The sequence below is a fragment of the Noviherbaspirillum sp. genome, assembly GCF_035654295.1.
Taxonomy (GTDB): Bacteria; Pseudomonadota; Gammaproteobacteria; order Burkholderiales; family Burkholderiaceae_D; genus Noviherbaspirillum.
The window spans coordinates 1-16,780 of the sequence record NZ_DASRXF010000116.1 but is presented as its reverse complement, the minus strand read 5'-3'; the positions used below and the strand labels follow the sequence as shown (position 1 = coordinate 16,780).

19 protein-coding genes are annotated in these 16,780 nt (G+C 62.3%); 11 read left to right on the top strand and 8 right to left on the bottom strand.

What is annotated here, in order from left to right; genetic code table 11:
- The 7 genes from VFF99_RS12215 to VFF99_RS12185 form a co-directional block, all read left to right on the top strand.
- A partial coding sequence (locus VFF99_RS12215; protein ID WP_325018243.1) for a cbb3-type cytochrome c oxidase subunit I occupies window positions 1–334 on the top strand: 334 nt, incomplete at its 5' end.
- 14 nt (window positions 335–348) lie between these two features.
- Window positions 349–966 (top strand): cytochrome-c oxidase, cbb3-type subunit II, encoded by a 618-nt coding sequence (ccoO, locus tag VFF99_RS12210; protein WP_325018241.1) that lies wholly within the window; start codon window positions 349–351, stop codon window positions 964–966.
- A 2-nt stretch (window positions 967–968) separates the two neighbouring features.
- Window positions 969–1,148, top strand: a complete 180-nt coding sequence (locus VFF99_RS12205) for a cbb3-type cytochrome c oxidase subunit 3 (protein WP_325018239.1) — start codon at window positions 969–971, stop codon at window positions 1,146–1,148.
- Window positions 1,141–2,070, top strand: coding sequence for a cytochrome-c oxidase, cbb3-type subunit III (gene ccoP, locus VFF99_RS12200; RefSeq protein WP_325018237.1), 930 nt, complete (start codon window positions 1,141–1,143; stop codon window positions 2,068–2,070). Before VFF99_RS12205 ends, ccoP begins: the two co-directional genes overlap by 8 nt.
- A 207-nt stretch (window positions 2,071–2,277) precedes the next feature.
- The gene (ccoG, locus tag VFF99_RS12195; protein ID WP_325018235.1) at window positions 2,278–3,672 is read left to right on the top strand and encodes a cytochrome c oxidase accessory protein CcoG; all 1,395 of its coding nucleotides are present in this window, start codon (window positions 2,278–2,280) and stop codon (window positions 3,670–3,672) included.
- Between the two features lie 17 nt (window positions 3,673–3,689).
- Window positions 3,690–4,226: a FixH family protein gene (locus VFF99_RS12190; RefSeq protein WP_325018233.1), complete on the top strand. Its 537-nt coding sequence runs from the start codon at window positions 3,690–3,692 to the stop codon at window positions 4,224–4,226.
- A gap of 194 nt (window positions 4,227–4,420) precedes the next feature.
- A complete protein-coding gene (locus VFF99_RS12185; RefSeq protein WP_325018232.1) occupies window positions 4,421–4,678 on the top strand; it encodes a hypothetical protein in 258 nt (85 codons plus the stop codon).
- A 49-nt stretch (window positions 4,679–4,727) separates the two neighbouring features.
- Here VFF99_RS12185 and fnr read toward each other — a convergent pair whose 3' ends face one another.
- The gene (gene fnr / locus VFF99_RS12180) at window positions 4,728–5,519 is read right to left on the bottom strand and encodes a fumarate/nitrate reduction transcriptional regulator Fnr (RefSeq protein ID WP_325018230.1); all 792 of its coding nucleotides are present in this window, start codon (window positions 5,517–5,519) and stop codon (window positions 4,728–4,730) included.
- A gap of 198 nt (window positions 5,520–5,717) precedes the next feature.
- Between fnr and VFF99_RS12175 the strand changes: the two genes are divergently transcribed.
- The gene (locus tag VFF99_RS12175; RefSeq protein ID WP_325018228.1) at window positions 5,718–6,626 is read left to right on the top strand and encodes a methyltransferase domain-containing protein; all 909 of its coding nucleotides are present in this window, start codon (window positions 5,718–5,720) and stop codon (window positions 6,624–6,626) included.
- 6 nt (window positions 6,627–6,632) lie between these two features.
- Here the strand turns inward: VFF99_RS12175 and VFF99_RS12170 are convergent, their stop codons facing one another.
- From VFF99_RS12170 to VFF99_RS12145, 6 genes are all read right to left on the bottom strand, one after another.
- Window positions 6,633–7,040, bottom strand: a complete 408-nt coding sequence (locus VFF99_RS12170) for a hypothetical protein (protein WP_325018226.1) — start codon at window positions 7,038–7,040, stop codon at window positions 6,633–6,635.
- A 26-nt stretch (window positions 7,041–7,066) separates the two neighbouring features.
- The gene (locus tag VFF99_RS12165; protein ID WP_325018224.1) at window positions 7,067–8,041 is read right to left on the bottom strand and encodes an alpha-ketoacid dehydrogenase subunit beta; all 975 of its coding nucleotides are present in this window, start codon (window positions 8,039–8,041) and stop codon (window positions 7,067–7,069) included.
- A gap of 11 nt (window positions 8,042–8,052) precedes the next feature.
- Window positions 8,053–9,015 carry a thiamine pyrophosphate-dependent dehydrogenase E1 component subunit alpha gene (locus VFF99_RS12160; RefSeq protein WP_325018222.1) on the bottom strand — a complete coding sequence of 321 codons (963 nt, stop codon included), beginning with the start codon at window positions 9,013–9,015 and terminating at the stop codon, window positions 8,053–8,055.
- A 300-nt stretch (window positions 9,016–9,315) separates the two neighbouring features.
- Complete coding sequence (locus VFF99_RS12155) at window positions 9,316–9,516, bottom strand: oxidoreductase-like domain-containing protein (RefSeq protein ID WP_325018220.1); 201 nt, start codon at window positions 9,514–9,516, stop codon at window positions 9,316–9,318.
- A 26-nt stretch (window positions 9,517–9,542) separates the two neighbouring features.
- Window positions 9,543–10,877, bottom strand: coding sequence for a GAF domain-containing protein (locus VFF99_RS12150; protein WP_325018218.1), 1,335 nt, complete (start codon window positions 10,875–10,877; stop codon window positions 9,543–9,545).
- Window positions 10,874–11,371, bottom strand: coding sequence for a hypothetical protein (locus tag VFF99_RS12145; protein WP_325018216.1), 498 nt, complete (start codon window positions 11,369–11,371; stop codon window positions 10,874–10,876). The genes VFF99_RS12150 and VFF99_RS12145 overlap by 4 nt, the downstream gene beginning before the upstream one ends.
- 102 nt (window positions 11,372–11,473) lie before the next feature.
- Here VFF99_RS12145 and VFF99_RS12140 point away from each other — a divergent pair, with 102 nt between their 5' ends.
- Both VFF99_RS12140 and VFF99_RS12135 read left to right on the top strand, forming a co-directional pair.
- Complete coding sequence (locus VFF99_RS12140) at window positions 11,474–12,190, top strand: pseudouridine synthase (RefSeq protein WP_325018215.1); 717 nt, start codon at window positions 11,474–11,476, stop codon at window positions 12,188–12,190.
- Between the two features lie 135 nt (window positions 12,191–12,325).
- Complete coding sequence (locus VFF99_RS12135; RefSeq protein ID WP_325018213.1) at window positions 12,326–14,662, top strand: DUF1631 family protein; 2,337 nt, start codon at window positions 12,326–12,328, stop codon at window positions 14,660–14,662.
- A 172-nt stretch (window positions 14,663–14,834) separates the two neighbouring features.
- On the opposite strand, the gene ppnN is transcribed toward VFF99_RS12135, so the two are convergent.
- Window positions 14,835–16,205 carry a nucleotide 5'-monophosphate nucleosidase PpnN gene (ppnN, locus tag VFF99_RS12130; RefSeq protein ID WP_325018211.1) on the bottom strand — a complete coding sequence of 457 codons (1,371 nt, stop codon included), beginning with the start codon at window positions 16,203–16,205 and terminating at the stop codon, window positions 14,835–14,837.
- A gap of 213 nt (window positions 16,206–16,418) precedes the next feature.
- Here ppnN and VFF99_RS12125 point away from each other — a divergent pair.
- The coding region (locus VFF99_RS12125) for a GAF domain-containing protein (RefSeq protein ID WP_325018209.1) at window positions 16,419–16,780 on the top strand (362 nt) is incomplete at its 3' end.

Sequence of the window (16,780 nt, the reverse complement as noted above, 5' to 3'; positions counted from 1 at the left end):
GCCGCGCCTGTTCGGCAAGAAGGAAATGCACAGCACCCGCCTGATCGAAGTCCACTTCTGGGTGGCGACTATCGGCATCGTGCTTTACATCGCTGCCATGTGGATCGCCGGCGTGATGCAGGGCCTGATGTGGCGCGCGGTCAATGCCGACGGTACCCTGACCTACACCTTCGTCGAGTCCGTCAAGGCAACCTATCCGTACTACGTGATCCGATTCGCGGGCGGCCTGCTGTACCTGACCGGTATGGTGATCATGGCCTACAACACGCTGATGACCGTGCGCGGCGCCAAGGCCGTTGATACGCGCATCCCGGCACTCGCGTCGCACGCTTGAATCAAGGAGCAAACATGAAGAAATTTACCCATGAAATGATCGAGAAGAATCCCTGGCTGCTGATGGCCATGATTCTCCTCGTCGTGAGCGTCGGCGGCCTGGTCGAGATCGTTCCGCTGTTCTTCCAGAAGTCGACCACGGAACCGGTCGCGGGCCTGCAGCCGTACTCCGCGCTGCGCCTGGCCGGCCGCGACGTGTACATCCGCGAAGGCTGCTACAACTGCCACTCGCAGATGATCCGTCCGTTCCGCGCCGAAACCGAGCGTTACGGCCACTACTCGGTCGCTGCCGAGTTCGTGTACGACCGTCCGTTCCAGTGGGGCTCCAAGCGTACCGGCCCGGACCTGGCACGCGTGGGCGGCCGCTACAGCGACGAATGGCACCGTACCCACCTCGACAACCCGCGCGCCGTGGTGCCGGAGTCGAACATGCCGGGTTATCCGTGGCTTGCCACGACCAAGCTCGATCCGCAATCGGTCGCGCCGAAGATGATCGCGCTGCGCAAGCTCGGCCATCCGTACAGCGACCAGGAAATCGCCGACGCGCCCAAGCAGCTCGAAGGCAAGACCGAACAGGATGCGCTCGTCGCATACCTGCAAGGCCTGGGCATCCAGATCAAGGCGAAGAGGTAATCATGAACGTCGAACACCTGATCATGGATGCGCGCACAATCGTGACCGTGCTGAGCTTCCTGTCCTTCATCGGCATCGTATGGTGGGCATACAGCGCGCGTCGCAGCGCAGACTTCGAAGCGGCAGCCAACCTGCCGTTCGCTGACGAACAAATGCAAGCTGCGGAGAAACAACATGGCTGACTTTACAAGTGAATTCTGGAGTATCTACGTCGCGGTCCTGACGATCCTCGGCATCGCCGGCTGCGGCATCCTGCTGTGGGCGCAGTCCAAGTCCAAGATCGTCGTCGAGGCAGGCAAGGAGGCCGAGACCACCGGCCATAGCTGGGACGAAGGCTTGTCCGAGCTGAACAACCCGATGCCGCGCTGGTGGATGTGGCTGTTCTACATCACCATCGTCTTCGGCGCCGTCTATCTCGTCCTGTACCCGGGCCTGGGTTCCTTCAAGGGCCAGCTCGGCTGGGCATCCACCAGCGAGTACCAGGCAGAGCTCAAGAAGGCGGATGCCGACTTCGGTCCGATCTTCGCCAAGTACCAGGCGCAAGACCTCAAGACCGTGGCGGCAGACCCGCAGGCTCACGCCATCGGCGAGCGCCTGTTCCTGACCTACTGTTCGCAGTGCCATGGTTCCGACGCCCGCGGTAACAAGGGCTATCCGAACCTGACCGACAAGGACTGGCTGTACGGCGGCGATCCGGAAGTGATCAAGACCACCATCCTGAACGGCCGCAACGGCATGATGCCCCCGATGGGCGCGGCCGTGGGCGGCGACAAGGACGTGGAAGCGGTGGCGCATTACGTGCTGAGCCTGTCCGGCTCGACCGCGGACCCGATCAAGGCTTCGTTCGGCAAGGACAAGTTCGGTGCCTGCGCAGCCTGCCACGGCGCGAACGGCCAGGGCAACCAGGCAATGGGCGCCCCGAACCTCGCGGACAAGACCTGGCTGTATGGCGGCGGTGCGGAAACCATCATGGAAACCATCCGCAAGGGCCGTACCAACACCATGCCTCCGTTCAAGGAATTCCTTGGCGAAGACAAGGTCCACCTGCTGGCCGCCTATGTCTGGAGCCTCTCCAACAACGGCACCTCGGTGGCACAGAAGTAAAAGCGTAGAGGACTGTAGGGTGGGTAGAGCGAAGCGAAACCCACCTTGCGATCAGATGAGGTTGTTCCGGTGGGTTTCGCTGCGCTCTACCCACCCTACGATTCTTGGATGATCCAGCATCGCATGGCGGCAGAAGACCGCCGCCATGCTTATTTCATAAGGTACCATTTCGGTCCCTTATGAAATAAAGCTTAAGAGAGTCAGACAATGGGCGAACCGGCACCAAAGGTTTCAGTTGTTCGGATGTACAAGGCGCGGGAAGAAATCTATCCCCGCGAAATCAAGGGTTGGTATGCCAGCTGGCGCTGGGTCTGCGTCTGGCTGACGCAGATCGTGTACTACGGGCTGCCGTGGCTGTCGTGGAACGACCGCCAGGCCGTGCTGTTCGATCTCACCGCCCGCAAGTTCTATATTTTCGGCATCGTGCTGTGGCCGCAGGATTTCATCTATCTTGCGCTGCTGCTGATCATCTGCGCGTCCGCGCTGTTCCTGTTCACCGCCGTGGGCGGGCGACTGTGGTGCGGCTACTCCTGCCCGCAGACGGTCTACACCGAAATCTTCATGTGGATCGAGAACAAGATCGAGGGCACCCGCAGCGCCCGCATGCGTCTCGACAAGCAGCCGATGTCGGTGGAGAAGTTCGCCAAGAAATCGGCCAAGCACCTGGCCTGGGGCCTGCTCTCGCTGTGGACCGGCTTTACCTTCGTCGGCTACTTCACGCCGATCGACGAGCTGACCGTCTCGCTGCTGTCGCTGGGCCTCGGCCCCTGGGAGTGGTTCTGGGTGCTGTTCTACGGCTTCGCCACCTATGGCAATGCCGGCTGGCTGCGCGAGCAGGTGTGCACCTACATGTGCCCCTACGCGCGCTTCCAGAGCTCGATGTTCGATTCGGACACGCTCATCATCACCTACGACAAGGAGCGCGGCGAGCCCCGCGGTGCGCGCAGCAAGACGGCGTCCAAATCCACGCTCGGCGATTGCATCGATTGCTCGATGTGCGTCCAGGTCTGCCCGACCGGCATCGATATCCGCAATGGCCTGCAGTATGAATGCATCGGCTGCGCCGCCTGTATCGATGCCTGCAACACCGTGATGGACAAGGTCGGCGCTCCGCGCGGCCTGATCCGCTACTCGACCGACAACGCGATGCGCAACAAGCTGTCGGACAAGGAGATCCGCAAGCGTGCATTGCGTCCGCGGGTGCTGATCTATACCGCGATCCTCACCGCCGTCATTGCCGTGTTCGCCGGTTCGCTCGCCACGCGCACGCCGCTGAAGATGGACGTAATCCGCGACCGCGGCTCGATGGGGCGCGAAGTCGAGGATGGCATGATCGAGAACGTGTACCGCCTGCAGATCATGAACACCGACGAGAAGCCGCACAAGTACAAGCTGAGTGTCACGGGCATCGATTCGATCGCACTCTCCACGCCGGAAGTGGTCGAACTGGATGCCACCGAATCGCGCGCCGTGCCGGTACGCGTGCGCATCGGCCCGGGCAAGGGCGAAAAGGGTTCGAACAAGATCGCATTTGAATTGCAGGCGCTCGACGAAGAACGCCTGCACGTGAAGGAAAAAGCGGTATTCATCGTGCCGCGCTAAGGAACGAAGGAGATCACATGCAAGCCGCAGCAATGCCGCACAAGATGACCGCGCAAAAGCCCTGGTACAAGCACCGCTGGCCCTGGCTGCTGATGATGGGCCCCGCGCTGGTGGTGGTCGCCGGTATCTACACCACCTACCTGGCGTTCGCCCACCCCGATGCGCTGGTGGTCGACGATTACTACAAGCAGGGCAAGGCCATCAACCAGGACCTGAGCCGCGACCGCAAGGCGGCGGCGATGGAACTGGATGCCTCGCTGCGCTACGATCCGGCGAGCGGCAAGCTGGTCGGCACCGTCCGCAGCCAGAAACAGCCGTTCGCGGGCAAGCTGTACGTGAGCCTGGTGCACTCGACGCAGCCCTTGAAGGATCTGAAACTCGAGACCCAGGCCGACCGGCAGGGCAGCTTTGCCATCGCCGTCCCGATGCTGGACATCGCCCGCTGGAACGTGGTGGTCGAAGGCGAGCAGCGCGACTGGCGCCTGGCCGGCGAGTGGATGTGGCCGCAGCAGCAACAGGTGGAAATGGCGGCGGACCCGACGGTCCGTCGCTAACTCCGACGTAGGATATTGTCCGACTTCTGGCAACAAATTAAATGCTGGTGCACAATATCCGCAGATCGGCGTTCTCATTCTCGTGAATGGCGTTCCCGAAATCGGGAATGTCAATAGTTCGAAAGTGGGAGCAGCCGGCTGGAACCCGGTGGAAGGTTTACGCCGTTTGTTCGGAGTGAAAGGAGGGTAGGTGGATGGCGCGACTGATGATGGTCGTCTTGTGGCCGTCGTTTCTGGTGGCGATCGTGGCCGAGGGGTTTTTCTTCTCGATGTTCGATCCCTATGACTTGTCGCTGTTCGGAACTTATCCGGATATCACCCCGCTGACGGTCTACAGTATCGGCTTCTTCTGCTTCTGGATGTTCTGCGCACTGGCCAGCATGCTCACCTACTACCTGATCGGGGTGCCGAACGAGCGCCCGGCAGGCAAGGGCAGCTTCCGGGGCTTGTAAAAAAAGAAAGGCGAGGGATTCCCTCGCCTTTTTCATGCGCCTGCCTGGCTCAGGCGCAGCTTTGGGTGCCTTGCGCGACGGCCTTCAGGGTAGGCGGGTCGAGCAGTTCCAGCTCGCGGTTGTTGACCTTGATCCAGCCCTGCTTCTTGAACTTGGAGAGCAGGCGGCTGATGCTTTCGATGGTCAGGCCGAGATAATTTCCGATTTCTTCACGCGTCATCCGCAGCTGGAAGCTGGTGGAGGAATAGCCGCGCGCCGAATAACGTGCGGACAGATTCGTCAGGAAGGCGGCGAAACGCTGCTCCGCACGCATATTTCCCAGCAAAAGCATGACGCTCTGCTCGCGCGTGATCTCCTGGCTCATCATCCGGTGGAAGTGGTGCAGCAATGTTGGCATTTCGGCAAACAGGGCTTCCAGCCGGGCGAACGGAATCTCGCAGACTTCGCTGTCTTCCAGCGCGATCGCATTGCAATGGTGGCGGTCGGTGCTGATGGCGTCGAGGCCGAGCAACTCGCCGGCCATCTGGAAGCCGGTGATCTGCTGGTCGCCGCTCGGGTTGATTTGATGGGTCTTGAAGTGGCCCAGGCGGATCGCGTACAGGTTGGTAAAGGGATCGCCGACGCGATACAGGTGGGCGTCGCGCGGTACCTTGCGGCGGCGGCCGATGATCTGATCCAGCTTCGCCATATCCATCTCGTTCAGTCCCATCGGCAGGCACAGCTGGTGCATGCTGCAGGCAGAGCAGCGGGCGCGCAGCTCATGGACGGTCGCGCTCGTCTGCGACGGCGGGAACGGGAGGGGTTGCGTGGTATCGGCTGCGTTGAGTCGGTGGAGGATCATTCTCGAACCCTTTTCCAAACTTAGAGAAAAAATTGTTGTTATGGCCTTGAATTGAGCCAGGTCAAGGGTAATTATGCAAACCCCGTGCCACCTGCACCGAAATGGGTAAACAGCGCGGCAATTCGGGCGCATCTTGCCAAATTGGTTTCATGGCAGCCGGAGATAATGGGCATGACTCCATGACAAGAAGGAACACCCATGCTGACCGAACGCGAAATCGAGAGCTGCTACCTCGGGCAATTCATCCCGCTGCACTATCACCACAACATGCTGATGGACGCGCGGCGCATGGATGGCTTCCAGGCGGCAATCGATGCCGTCGTCTTTCCGGGCGCGAAAGTGCTGGAGCTGGGCGGCGGGACCGGGGTGCTTTCCTGGTTTGCCTCTGCCCGTGCGGAGAAGGTCTGGTGCGTGGAATTCAATCCCGAACTGGTCGCTGAAGCGCGCCGGCTCCTGGCCCGCAACCACGGCGGCCACAAGGTGGAAGTGATCCACGCCGACGCCTTCGACTACCTGCCGCCGGAGCCGGTGGACGTGGTGATCTGCGAAATGATCCACGTCGGCATGCTGCGCGAAAAACAGGTACAGATGATCGAGTCGTTCAAGCGCCGCTACCGCGCGCGCTTCGGCGACAAGCTGCCGGTGTTCATCCCCGAGGCGGCCATCATGGCAGTGCAGCCGCTGCAGCAGGACTACGACTTCAACGGCTACCAGGCACCCATCGTCCAGTTCCAGGAGCCCTCAGTCATCCAGCATGGCAGCCTCGAACTGGCGCAGCCTGCTGTCTACAGCGTGCTCGACTTCAGCCAGGACACCGGCGAGACGATCCAGTGGGAAGGGCGTTTCACCATGGCGCAGTCCGGCAGGGTCAATGCGCTGCGTTTCATCACCAAGAATATCCTCGCCGTGCTGATGAAGCAGGGCAGCACCATCGACTGGCTGAACCATTACATGGTGCTGCCGCTGGAAGAGGCGGTGGGGGTGAGGGCGGGTGATACGGTACGCGTCGCGTTTCAGTATCGCGCGGGCGGATCGCTGCCGTCGTTGCAGCAGGCGATGCGGGTGGAGTGCATCGCCGTGGAAGAGCGCAGCCTCGCCTGCGCCTGATGCTTCCTACTTCCTCAGGTTGAGGAAAAGGTTGGCCGCAAAAACCAGCACGCCGATCGCCGCAACAATCTCCGCCGCAGCGAGCACCGGGATCACGCTTCGCGTGCCTGTCACGACAAAGGACAGAGCGATCGCCATCACCGGCAACGAGATGTTGTGCAGCCAGAAGTGCGCCCGCCCCAGCCGGCTTTCTCCCGCGGCCGGATAGATGCTGTACACCAGCCCGGCGAGCGCCATCGTCGCCCATCCCAGCAGGTTCACGTGGGCATGCACCGGACGCATGGTGAAGTTTTCGCTGGCGCCCATCATGATGCCCAGCCCGACTCCCACGATCAGGTAAAGCACGGAGAGCTTGAGCCAGAGCGCGCCGGTTGAGGAGAATTCATGCCGGGACAGCGATTGAGTGGCGTGCATGATGCGGTTTTCCTTTCCTTATCCAGTCAGGCCAGTTGTTCTTCTTCAGCGGCGAGGCGCAGCGCTGCCGCGGCGATCGCATCCACTTGCGGCAGGAATGCCTGTTCGAGGGGATAGCTCGAAGGCGCCGGCGCGTCCGGCCCCGTCAGCCGCACGACCGGTGCCTTGAGCGCGTCGAACGCATGTTCCGCCACGATGGCACTGATCTCCGCACCCACGCCGCACATGCGGCTGGCCTCATGCACCACGATCACGCGCCCCGTCTTGCGGACCGAGCGCAGGATGGCCTCTTCGTCCAGCGGCTTGAGCGTGCGCAGGTCGATCACTTCCGCCTCGATGCCGCGCTCGGCAAGCTGCGACGCCGCCTGCATGCAGGTGTCGACCATCTTGGCGTAGGAAATGATGGTGACATCCGTGCCCTTGCGGCGGATCGCCGCCTTGCCCAGCGGGACGACGTGCTCGCCTTCGGGCACCTCGCCCGGCGTGTAACCGAGCGGCATGTCGACAAAGAACAGCACCGGGTTGTCGTCGCGGATCGCCGCCTTGAGCAGTCCCTTGAAGTCTGCTGCGTTCGACGGCATCACCACCTTCAGTCCGGGGCTGTGCACGAACCACGCTTCGAGGTTGTGGTTGTGCTGCGCGCCGACGGTCCATCCGGCACCGGTCATGGACAGCACCACCATCGGAAATTCGAACTGGCCGCCCGACATATAGCGCAGCTTGCCCGCGCTGTTGACGATCTCGTCCATGGCGAAGCAGAGGAAGGGCGCGAACAGCATGTCGACCACCGGACGCAGTCCGGTCGCCGCCGCACCCGCTGCCGTGCCGGCGATGATGCCTTCGGCGAGCGGCGTATTGCGCACCCGCAGCGGACCGAATTCCTGCACCAGTTCCTTGCGCTTCGTGGCGACGCCTTCGCCGAACATCAGCACGCGCCCATCGCGGCGCATTTCCTCGGCCAGCGCCTGGTCGATGGCTTCATTGACAGTAATCTGTGGCATGAGTGTGCTCCTTAAGCGTAAACGTCGGTGGTGAGTTCGGACAGGGCCGGGAAGGGTGAATCGACGGCGAAGGAAACCGCGCGCTCGACGGCCGCCGCCACGCGCTCTTCCATTGCCGCGAGGCTGTCCGTTGTGAGGGCGCCGCCGGCAAGCAGGCGCGCGGTGCTCTTGGCGATCGGATCCTTGGCGCGCCATGCCTCCAGCTCCTTCGGGTCGACATAGGACTGGTCGTCCGGCTCGACGTGGCCGCGCAGGCGGTAGGTATAGGTTTCGAGGAGGAAGGGCTTGCCGGTCGCGCGGATGGTGGCAATGGCTTCGGTCGCGGCGGCGTACACCGCATCGACATCGTTGCCGTCCACCGTGCGGCTTGCCATGCCATAGCTGTTGGCCCAGGTGCTGACGTGGTCCACGTTCATGGTCTCCTTGCGGTGGACGAAGGCTTGCCACTGGTTGTTTTCGCATACGTAGAGGATAGGCAGGTCCCAGACCGACGCGAGATTGAGCGACTCATGGAAGATGCCTTCGCAGGCCGCGCCATCGCCGAAGAAGCAGGCGACGATGCCGTCCGCCTTCAGCATCTTGGTCGAGAGGGCGACGCCGGTCGCGAGGGAAAGCTCGCCGCCGACGATGGTCGAGGTCAGCACGACGCCGAGTTCCTTCACGGAGATATGCAGGGAACCGCTCTTGCCCTTGCAGTACCCGGTGCTGCGGCCCATCACCTCCGCCATCATCCGCCCCGGATCCGCGCCGCGCGCGAGCAGGTGCCCCACGCTGCGGTGGTTGGTGAGGATGCGGTCGTTCGCGCGCAATGCGCGCACCACGCCGACAGCCGACGCTTCCTGGCCGACCGCGGTGCAGGTACCCGCCATGTTGCCGGCCGCATGCATCTCCGCGACCTTCTCTTCGTATGCCCGGATCAGCATCATGCATTCCAGCATGGATGCGGGGCTGGTGTCCTTCGCTATATCACTCATGTTCGTCCCTCAGTGGTTGAATTGCGCGCCTCGATTGCGCAGTGCAGGGGACGAAGTCTAAAGCGCACGCAGTCGGAAAAATACGGCCGTTCGTGCGTTTAAGGTTTTTTTAAGATGAATTGAATGAAGTTTTAGGAAGGGAGCGCGCTCGTCATTCCGCGTTGTTTCCAAACGGATGCAAGAGCCATAGAGGAGTGTAGGGAGGGTAGAGCGAAGCGAAACCCGCCAAGCGCCATGGCAACGTCTGCACGTGGGTTTCGCTGCGCTCTACCCACCCTACGATTCTCTCTTCGAATGCATTCAAGGCATGTTGACATTATCGTCCTGCATGAGCGCGGCGATTTTTTCTTCCCATGCCTTCAGCTCCGCGCGGTAGCGTTCCATCGCCTCCGCATGGAGGTCGAACACGCAGGGTGTGCAGCCGCTGCGGCAGCACTCGGAATCATCCGGTATTTCGGGCGGCACAGGCTTGGGGGGGAGCTCAGGGAAATCGTGGGTCATACCGTGAGGAAAATTTACAGGTTGAGTCAGGCGGCGTGCAGCGCCAGCGGGCGGTCCACGCACAGGCGGAAACGGCCGCGTCCGGTTTTCTCGATGCGGATCGGTGCCCCGCGGTCAGTCAGGCGCTTGCCGAGCAGGATCAGGCGAGCTTCGAGGTTGTCGCTGACGTCGGGCAGGCGCACGCGGGCATCGAGGCGGAGTTCGCGGTTGCTGAATTCCGTGCGGCCCTTGTCGACGTAATCGCGCAGCAGCGTCCACAACACGGAGCCGGCCACGCCCTTGATCAGGTAGTCGTCGCCCAGGAAGACGCTGTCGTTTTCCGCGAAATGGCGGATCACGAGCGGAGCACCTTGTTGCGGCGGCGGTGCGGCGGGTGCGGCCTCCGCCGGTTCCGCGGGTTCGGCCGTCTGCAGGATATGCATGGCCATGCCGACCTGGGCGGCGAGGCTGACCAGGGCGTCTTCGTCGTCATAGGAAAAGCGCAGGTCGAGCGGGCTTTCGACATAGAGCACACCCAGCAGGCGTTGCGCGGCGAGCACCGGCACCGCGAGCTGGCTGCGCGGCGCCGGCAGACCGGGCAGGGGAATGGCGGTTTCAAGCGCGCTTGCCCAGTCGCTGTTCTCCGCGCTTTCGCGCACCGCGCGGCTGTATGAGTACTCCGAGGTCATGTGGCCGATGCGGATCGGTGTGCGCTCTCGCGCCGCCACGCCGATCACGCCCTGGCCAAGCGGGATCTCGGAACCGGCGCCGGATTCTTCATAGCCCGTGCTAGCCACGGTGTAGAGACGCGCGCCGGGCGCGTCGAGCAGGAGCAGCATCGCATGATGGATGTTGAACTGCTGTTTCAGGCAGGCGAGCAGTTCCGCCAGCAGGCGATCGAGGTCGGTGCAGGCGGCGAGGCGGGCGGTGGTGGCGCGCAGGGCCGACAGCAGGTTGCAGTGCGGGGCGACGGGCGGCAGCGTCTCTCCCGCCAGCCGCTCGATGTCGAGCACCCGGTAGACGTCCGAGCCGAGCAGGCGGAACACGCCGCTCATGCCGGTGTGCGAAGCGATGCCCGCCAGCTTGGCCTTCATCACCTCGAACAGCGGGCCGGAGGTTTCGGTGTGCAGGTAGTCGAGGGTGAGGCGGTACTGGGCGACCGTAACCGGGTGCGTCAGCAGCAGCGACGCGCGGGGGTTGGCCATGATGTTCTGGCGCGTCTTGTTGAAGAACTGATAGGACAGCGCCACGTGTGCATTGTCCACGAACTGCACATGCGAGAGGTAGGCAATGTTCGGCGTGCCATCCGGCGAAGCGGTCGACATGGTGGCGGGGATCACGCCCTCGAAACATTCGCGGATCGCTTCCAGCCGGATCGTCATGCGGATCTCCCGAGCCGTTCGCCCGCCTTCGGTCCCGGTGTCTGGGAATAGGCTTCCGTCGGCACGAGGCTGATGCCGACGATATCCGCCGGCGCGCAGGCGAGCAGGGTGCGAATCAGCTTTTCGTCGAAACCGAGCGGTACGAGTATTGCGCAGAATGCGTCGCGGTAAGCCTCGACGATGCGCAGATCCTCCGGCGTACAGGGAGCGACGCGTGAACGCCGTCCCTTGAGCTGCAGGGTGCGATGCGAGGCGGGATGGGTAAACACGGCTGCCAGGATGCACTCCTCGCCCATGCACTCAAGCAGGGGCGCGGCCTGCGTCGACGACACGAATACCGTGACCTCGCCGCGATCCGGCGCCACCTTGCAGCCGATGGCGCGTACATGCACCGGGACGGCGTCAGCGCTGCTGGCGGCAATTCCCAGTCCGACGCCGGACTGGATGAAAGCCGCCTGGGCGGCATCCAGCAGGGGTTCGTTGGCGTCGGGCATCGTCGTGGAAGGCGGTTGGTTTGTGAGTTCTGGTCACACAAATCATACCTTTGAATGCCGGTAGCTGCAGGGCGATCGGGCACGATCTGGTAGAGTGCCGGGATGGCTAAACAGACTTTGGATCGCATCCTGCAATCGCAGGGATTCGGCAGCAGGAAATGGTGCAGGGAACTGATCGCGGACGGTGAAGTGGCGGTCAACGGCACCGTGGTAACCGACTATCGGGCAAGCTTCGACACGGAAGGGCTGGCCTTCACCATCTTCGACGAGACATGGGACTACCGCGAGCATGTCTACCTCGTCCTCAACAAACCGCCGGGATACGAGTGCTCGCGCAAGCCCAGCCATCATCCTGGCGTACTGACGCTGTTGCCGGAGCAATTCACCTGGCGCGACGTGCAGCCGGTCGGCCGCCTCGACCACGACACGACAGGCCTGCTGCTGCTGTCCGATGACGGCGCGTTCATTCACGCCCAGTCCTCGCCGAAGCGCCACGTGCCCAAGCTCTATCTTGCGACCGCTGCCGAGGAGGTCACCGACGCGCTGGTCGAGCGCCTGCTTGCCGGCGTGCAGTTGCACGACGAACCGGCACCGATCGCCGCGCTTTCCTGCCGGCGTGTCGGTACGCATCGGATCGAGATCGTGCTGGAGCAGGGCAAATACCACCAGGTCAAGCGCATGCTGGCCGCGGCGGGCAATCATTGTGCTGCGCTGCAACGGACGGCGATCGGGCAGTTGAAGCTGGAAAACCTGGGGTTGGAAGAGGGCGAGTGGCGTTATCTTGACGCAGAGCAACTATCGTTGCTGGTCCCTGCTTAAGCGCAGAACTGTCGCTTTTTGACAGCGTCGTGACATCTGTCAATGAATTCCTGCCGTTTCCCATTTCCGGAAGGCACTTTGTTAGCGATTTGCGAATAATATATAACACATCGCACAATCGTCCCCGTCGAACGCATGGCCGATACTGAATACAAGCGTCTTTTACAGGCAGCGAAGGAACGCGCGCTGTTCGGATTCCTCTCCGTTGTGCAGCGCGCCATGCAAGACACCGACAAGAACATCGTGGAGATGCTGGCCGAGGCCAAGTCCGGCCTGGACCATTCCGCGCTGACTTCCGTCCGGCATTTCCTGCGCCAGGATGGCAACATCTTCCTGCGCCGCATCGACGAGCTGTTCAAGAACAGTCTCGACCGCGCCATGCAGACCATGTACGTCGATCTGCGCCCCGGCATGCGCAAGCTGTCGGCCGACGAACTCACCCTGATCGACGACGAGGCGGTGAACCACCAGATCGAAGTCGGGCGCCTGACCCAGCGCATGCGCGATGCGAACGAAGAAAACATCGGCCGCCTGAACGTGATCGTCGCGCAGTTGCACGGCCAGCGCGAGGCCAAGGAGCGCGAAAATCCCTTCCGTCCCTATCTGCTGGCGCGCGCACTATACGAAGCGATCAAGGACACAGCGACCGACGAGAACAAGGCGAAGGTGCTGTTCGAGCACCTTTCCAATGCGCTGGCCCAGCATCTGCCCGGCTATTACAACGCGATCCGCGAAGTGTTCGAGTCTTCCGGGGTGTTCGGGAAGTTCCAGGCGCAACGCTCGCGTGCCGCGCATACCCAGCGCTATTTCGGGGCGCCGCCGGTCGATCCGGCGCTGACTTCGCGCGTCCTGCCCGGCCTGCATCGCATGCTGGAGACGCTGCAGGGATTGCCGGCCGGCGTGGGCAATATGGGCAGCGTGGGCAACATGATGCCCGCCGTCTCGCCTGTGGGCAGCCAGCCCGAGTCGGTCGAGGATTTCATCCGCCAGATGTTCACGCCGTCCAAGTCCATCGCCTTCGGCCTGAACGGCGATCCGCTCAAGGCGCGCGGCATCGAGATCCCCTCCAACCCGCTGGTGGCCAAGCTCAACCAGTTCCAGCACAAGGCGGCAAGGCACGAGCCGATCGCCGACAAGGTCGAGGCCGGCAAGAATGCCTTGCCGGTCCTGCGCGAACACATGGATCTCGGCAGCGCGTCGGTGATGGAAAGGATGACCGTGGACGTCGTGTCCATGCTCTTCGAGTTCATCCTCGAGGATGATCATGTCCCCGTCGAACTGCGCCGCCATATCGGCCGCCTGCAGGTGCCCATCCTCAAGGCGGCCTTGCTCGACCAGGACCTGATGCAGGATGAAACCCACCCGGCGCGCCTGCTGCTGAACCGCCTGAGCACCGCCGCCGTGGGGACCGATGCATCTTCGGCACGCGGCAAGACGCTGGCCGCGGAGATCGAGCGCGTGGTCGACAAGGTGCTCGCGGAATACGATACCGATACCCGGGTGTTTTCCGACTGTGTGCACGAGTTCGAGGATTTCCTCGCCGGCTTCTTGCGCAAGGACGACGGACAGGCGGCCGTCGGCATCGAAGCCGTGGAAGAGGCGGAGCGCTTCAGCGTCCTGCTGACCAATACGACGAAAGCCTTGTGCGATGTGCTGGTGCCGCTGAACGTGGACAAACGCATTTCCGACATCATCATCCTGGTGTGGCCGCATGTGCTCGTGCATGCCGCCTGGCAGGACTGGAAGGCCAAGGTCAGCCAGGACGATGCGGCCAGCATGTTCCGCCAGTTCCACTCGGCCCTGCCCGAGCTGATCTGGAGTGTGCAGGAAAAGTCGCCGCAGCAGCGCACCGTGTTGATCCGCCTGCTGCCGGACCTCGTGAAGCGCCTGCGCAAGGCGCTGGAGATCATCCAGCTGCCGGAAGAGGATTCGAAGCAGATCCTGGACATGCTGGTCGACATGCATACGCAAGTCCTGCGCAGCCAGCCAAAGCCGGGCGCGCAGGAGCAGATCGCGCTGGAAGACTTGCGCAAGGAATTCTCGCGGCTGGTGCTGAGCTGGGAACGCGCGGCGTGGGAGCTGCCCGAGCCGCCGCCTCCGCGCGAAGAAATCATCATGGAAGTCTTCGGGCGCCGCGGCGCGGCGGCCGACATCAACCTCGGCTTCAACACTGTCTCATCCACCGCTGCGGATCGCGAATTCCTGGCACAGACCTACCTGCTCGGCACGCGCGTGGCCTTCCGCGCGCCTGACGGCAGCAACCTGCCGGGGCAACTGGTGTGGATCAGCACGCACCGCTCGCTCTACCTTTTCAAGCAGGACGGCAAATCGACGCTGGTCGTCTATTCGCCCGCCGCGCTGCTGGAAGCGCTGCGCGAGGAAGCGATCATTCCCGTGGAATACGCGCCGGTCTTCGAACGTGCGGTGGAATCGCTGCTGTTCGGCGCCGGCACGCTTGCCACCGCCGTGTGACGAAAGCGTCATTCGCGGGTGGGGTAATCACTTAAGGCCGCAAATAAAGGCTGTCATTCCTGCGAAAGCAGGAATCCAGTGTCGTTAAATGATGCGTGCACGACGCTGGATCCCGACTTTCGTCGGGATGACGGCAGCATTACCCGCAGGCGGGGCGCCATTCATCTGGTGTTCACTTGATGATCTCGTAGCACGGGTTGTACTTCTTGCCTGGCAGCTTCATGCGGTGCTGCGCGACGAAGGATGCCAGCAGCGCATCCATCGGCCCCATGATGCTTGCATCCCCATGGATCTGGAATCGGCCGTGCTGCTCGATGGCGCGGATGCCCTGGTCCTTCACATTGCCCGCCACCACGCCCGAAAATGCCCGGCGCAGGTTCGCCGCCAGCAGGTGCCGCTCCTGGTTCTTGTGCAGGTGCAGGTTGCGCATGTTGGCATGCGAGGGATGGAAGGGCTTCTGGAATTCGTGGTCGATCTTCAGCAGCCAGTTGAAGTAATACGCGTCGCTGGTTTCCTTCCTGAACTCGCGCACTGCCTTGATCCCCGCGTGCATTTCCTGCGCCACGCTTTGCGGGTCGTTGATGATGATCTTATAGCGCGCCTGCGCCGCCGGCCCGAGAGTTTCCCCGATGAACTGGTCGATCTGGAGGAAGTAGTCCTTGGCGGCCTCCGGTCCGGTGAAAATCAGGGGGAAGGGCAACGCCGCGTTGTCCGGATGCAGCAGGATGCCGAGCACGTACAGGATTTCTTCCGCCGTGCCGGCGCCGCCGGGAAACACGACGATCCCGTGCCCGGCGCGGACGAAGGCTTCCAGCCGCTTCTCGATGTCCGGCATGATGACCAGGTCATTGACGATCGGATTCGGCGATTCGGCGGCAATGATGCCCGGTTCGGTGATGCCGAGGTAGCGTCCGTTGGCGATGCGCTGCTTGGAATGCGCCACCGCCGCGCCCTTCATCGGGCCCTTCATGGCGCCGGGGCCGCAGCCGGTACAGATGTCGAGGCCGCGCAGCCCGAGCTCGTAGCCGACCTTCTTCGAGTAGTCGTATTCCTCGCGCGAGATCGAATGGCCGCCCCAGCAGACCACCAGGTTCGGATTGGTGGTGGCGCGCAACACGCCGGCATTGCGCAGGATATGGAAGACCGAGTCCGTCACGCCTTCTGCCGTGGTGAGATCGAATTTGGGATTGCCGTTGATCTCGTCGTTGACATAAATCACGTCCCGCAGCACGGCGAACAGGTGCTCGTGGATCCCCTTGATCATCTTTCCGTCGACGAAGGCATTAGCGGGCGCACTCTTGATATCGAGCTTGATGCCGCGTTCGCGCTGGATGATGCTGATCTCGAAGGCCTTGTAGCGCTCCAGGAGCTCCTTGCCGTCGTCGAGGGCGTTGCCGCAATTCAGGACGGCGAGGGAACAGTTCCGGAAGATGGAGTACAGTCCGCCCTGGCTGGTATCCAGGAGTTTCGCGACCTCCGACTTGGAGAGGATGTCGAGACGGCCTTCCGGGGAAATCTGGGTATCGACGACTTCAGGTTTCATGAGTTGCATTTTTTCAGGTTGCAGGAATTTGAATGCCGTGCGGGCATGTTTTCTTAGACAGCTTACACGCATAAATGCTTGCCGCGTATACCAGGATAAATGAACCGGTTGCCTCCTGGAAGGCGCGCAATGACCTGGAAGCCGGCCGACGGGCAGGCGAACGTTTGCAACGGGCCTGCGTCGAACAAATTTTGATCAAGACGGAACAGTCCCATGCAGGAAACGAGCTTTAACGGCTTCCATGCCGAAGGTTTGCGGCTGGAGACGCTGGCGAGTTACCAAATCATGGACACCGCGGCGGAATCCCGTTTCGATGAGATCGTAGAGCTGATCGCACGTATCTGCGAAACGCCGATGGCCATTATTTCACTGCTCGACGAAAAGCGGCAATGGTTCAAGTCGCGGATCGGGCTGGAGGTGAGTGAGACCCCAAGGGAGGTTGCGTTCTGCCGGCACACGATCCGCCAGGACAAGATATTCGTCGTCCACGATGCACTGACGGATCCCGAGTTTGCGGATAACCCGCTGGTCACCGGCCCGCCGCATATCCGCTTCTATGCCGGCGCGCCGCTGGT

What these genes read in the sequence shown, in the direction of transcription:
- ccoO (WP_325018241.1), top strand. Translation starts at nt 349, where the DNA reads ATGAAGAAATTTACCCATGAAATGATCGAGAAGAATCCCTGGCTGCTG.
- VFF99_RS12205 (WP_325018239.1), top strand. Translation starts at nt 969, where the DNA reads ATGAACGTCGAACACCTGATCATGGATGCGCGCACAATCGTGACCGTG.
- ccoP (WP_325018237.1), top strand. Translation starts at nt 1,141, where the DNA reads ATGGCTGACTTTACAAGTGAATTCTGGAGTATCTACGTCGCGGTCCTG.
- ccoG (WP_325018235.1), top strand. Translation starts at nt 2,278, where the DNA reads ATGGGCGAACCGGCACCAAAGGTTTCAGTTGTTCGGATGTACAAGGCG.
- VFF99_RS12190 (WP_325018233.1), top strand. Translation starts at nt 3,690, where the DNA reads ATGCAAGCCGCAGCAATGCCGCACAAGATGACCGCGCAAAAGCCCTGG.
- VFF99_RS12185 (WP_325018232.1), top strand. Translation starts at nt 4,421, where the DNA reads ATGGCGCGACTGATGATGGTCGTCTTGTGGCCGTCGTTTCTGGTGGCG.
- fnr (WP_325018230.1), bottom strand. Translation starts at nt 5,519, where the DNA reads ATGATCCTCCACCGACTCAACGCAGCCGATACCACGCAACCCCTCCCG.
- VFF99_RS12175 (WP_325018228.1), top strand. Translation starts at nt 5,718, where the DNA reads ATGCTGACCGAACGCGAAATCGAGAGCTGCTACCTCGGGCAATTCATC.
- VFF99_RS12170 (WP_325018226.1), bottom strand. Translation starts at nt 7,040, where the DNA reads ATGCACGCCACTCAATCGCTGTCCCGGCATGAATTCTCCTCAACCGGC.
- VFF99_RS12165 (WP_325018224.1), bottom strand. Translation starts at nt 8,041, where the DNA reads ATGCCACAGATTACTGTCAATGAAGCCATCGACCAGGCGCTGGCCGAG.
- VFF99_RS12160 (WP_325018222.1), bottom strand. Translation starts at nt 9,015, where the DNA reads ATGAGTGATATAGCGAAGGACACCAGCCCCGCATCCATGCTGGAATGC.
- VFF99_RS12155 (WP_325018220.1), bottom strand. Translation starts at nt 9,516, where the DNA reads ATGACCCACGATTTCCCTGAGCTCCCCCCCAAGCCTGTGCCGCCCGAA.
- VFF99_RS12150 (WP_325018218.1), bottom strand. Translation starts at nt 10,877, where the DNA reads ATGACGATCCGGCTGGAAGCGATCCGCGAATGTTTCGAGGGCGTGATC.
- VFF99_RS12145 (WP_325018216.1), bottom strand. Translation starts at nt 11,371, where the DNA reads ATGCCCGACGCCAACGAACCCCTGCTGGATGCCGCCCAGGCGGCTTTC.
- VFF99_RS12140 (WP_325018215.1), top strand. Translation starts at nt 11,474, where the DNA reads ATGGCTAAACAGACTTTGGATCGCATCCTGCAATCGCAGGGATTCGGC.
- VFF99_RS12135 (WP_325018213.1), top strand. Translation starts at nt 12,326, where the DNA reads ATGGCCGATACTGAATACAAGCGTCTTTTACAGGCAGCGAAGGAACGC.
- ppnN (WP_325018211.1), bottom strand. Translation starts at nt 16,205, where the DNA reads ATGAAACCTGAAGTCGTCGATACCCAGATTTCCCCGGAAGGCCGTCTC.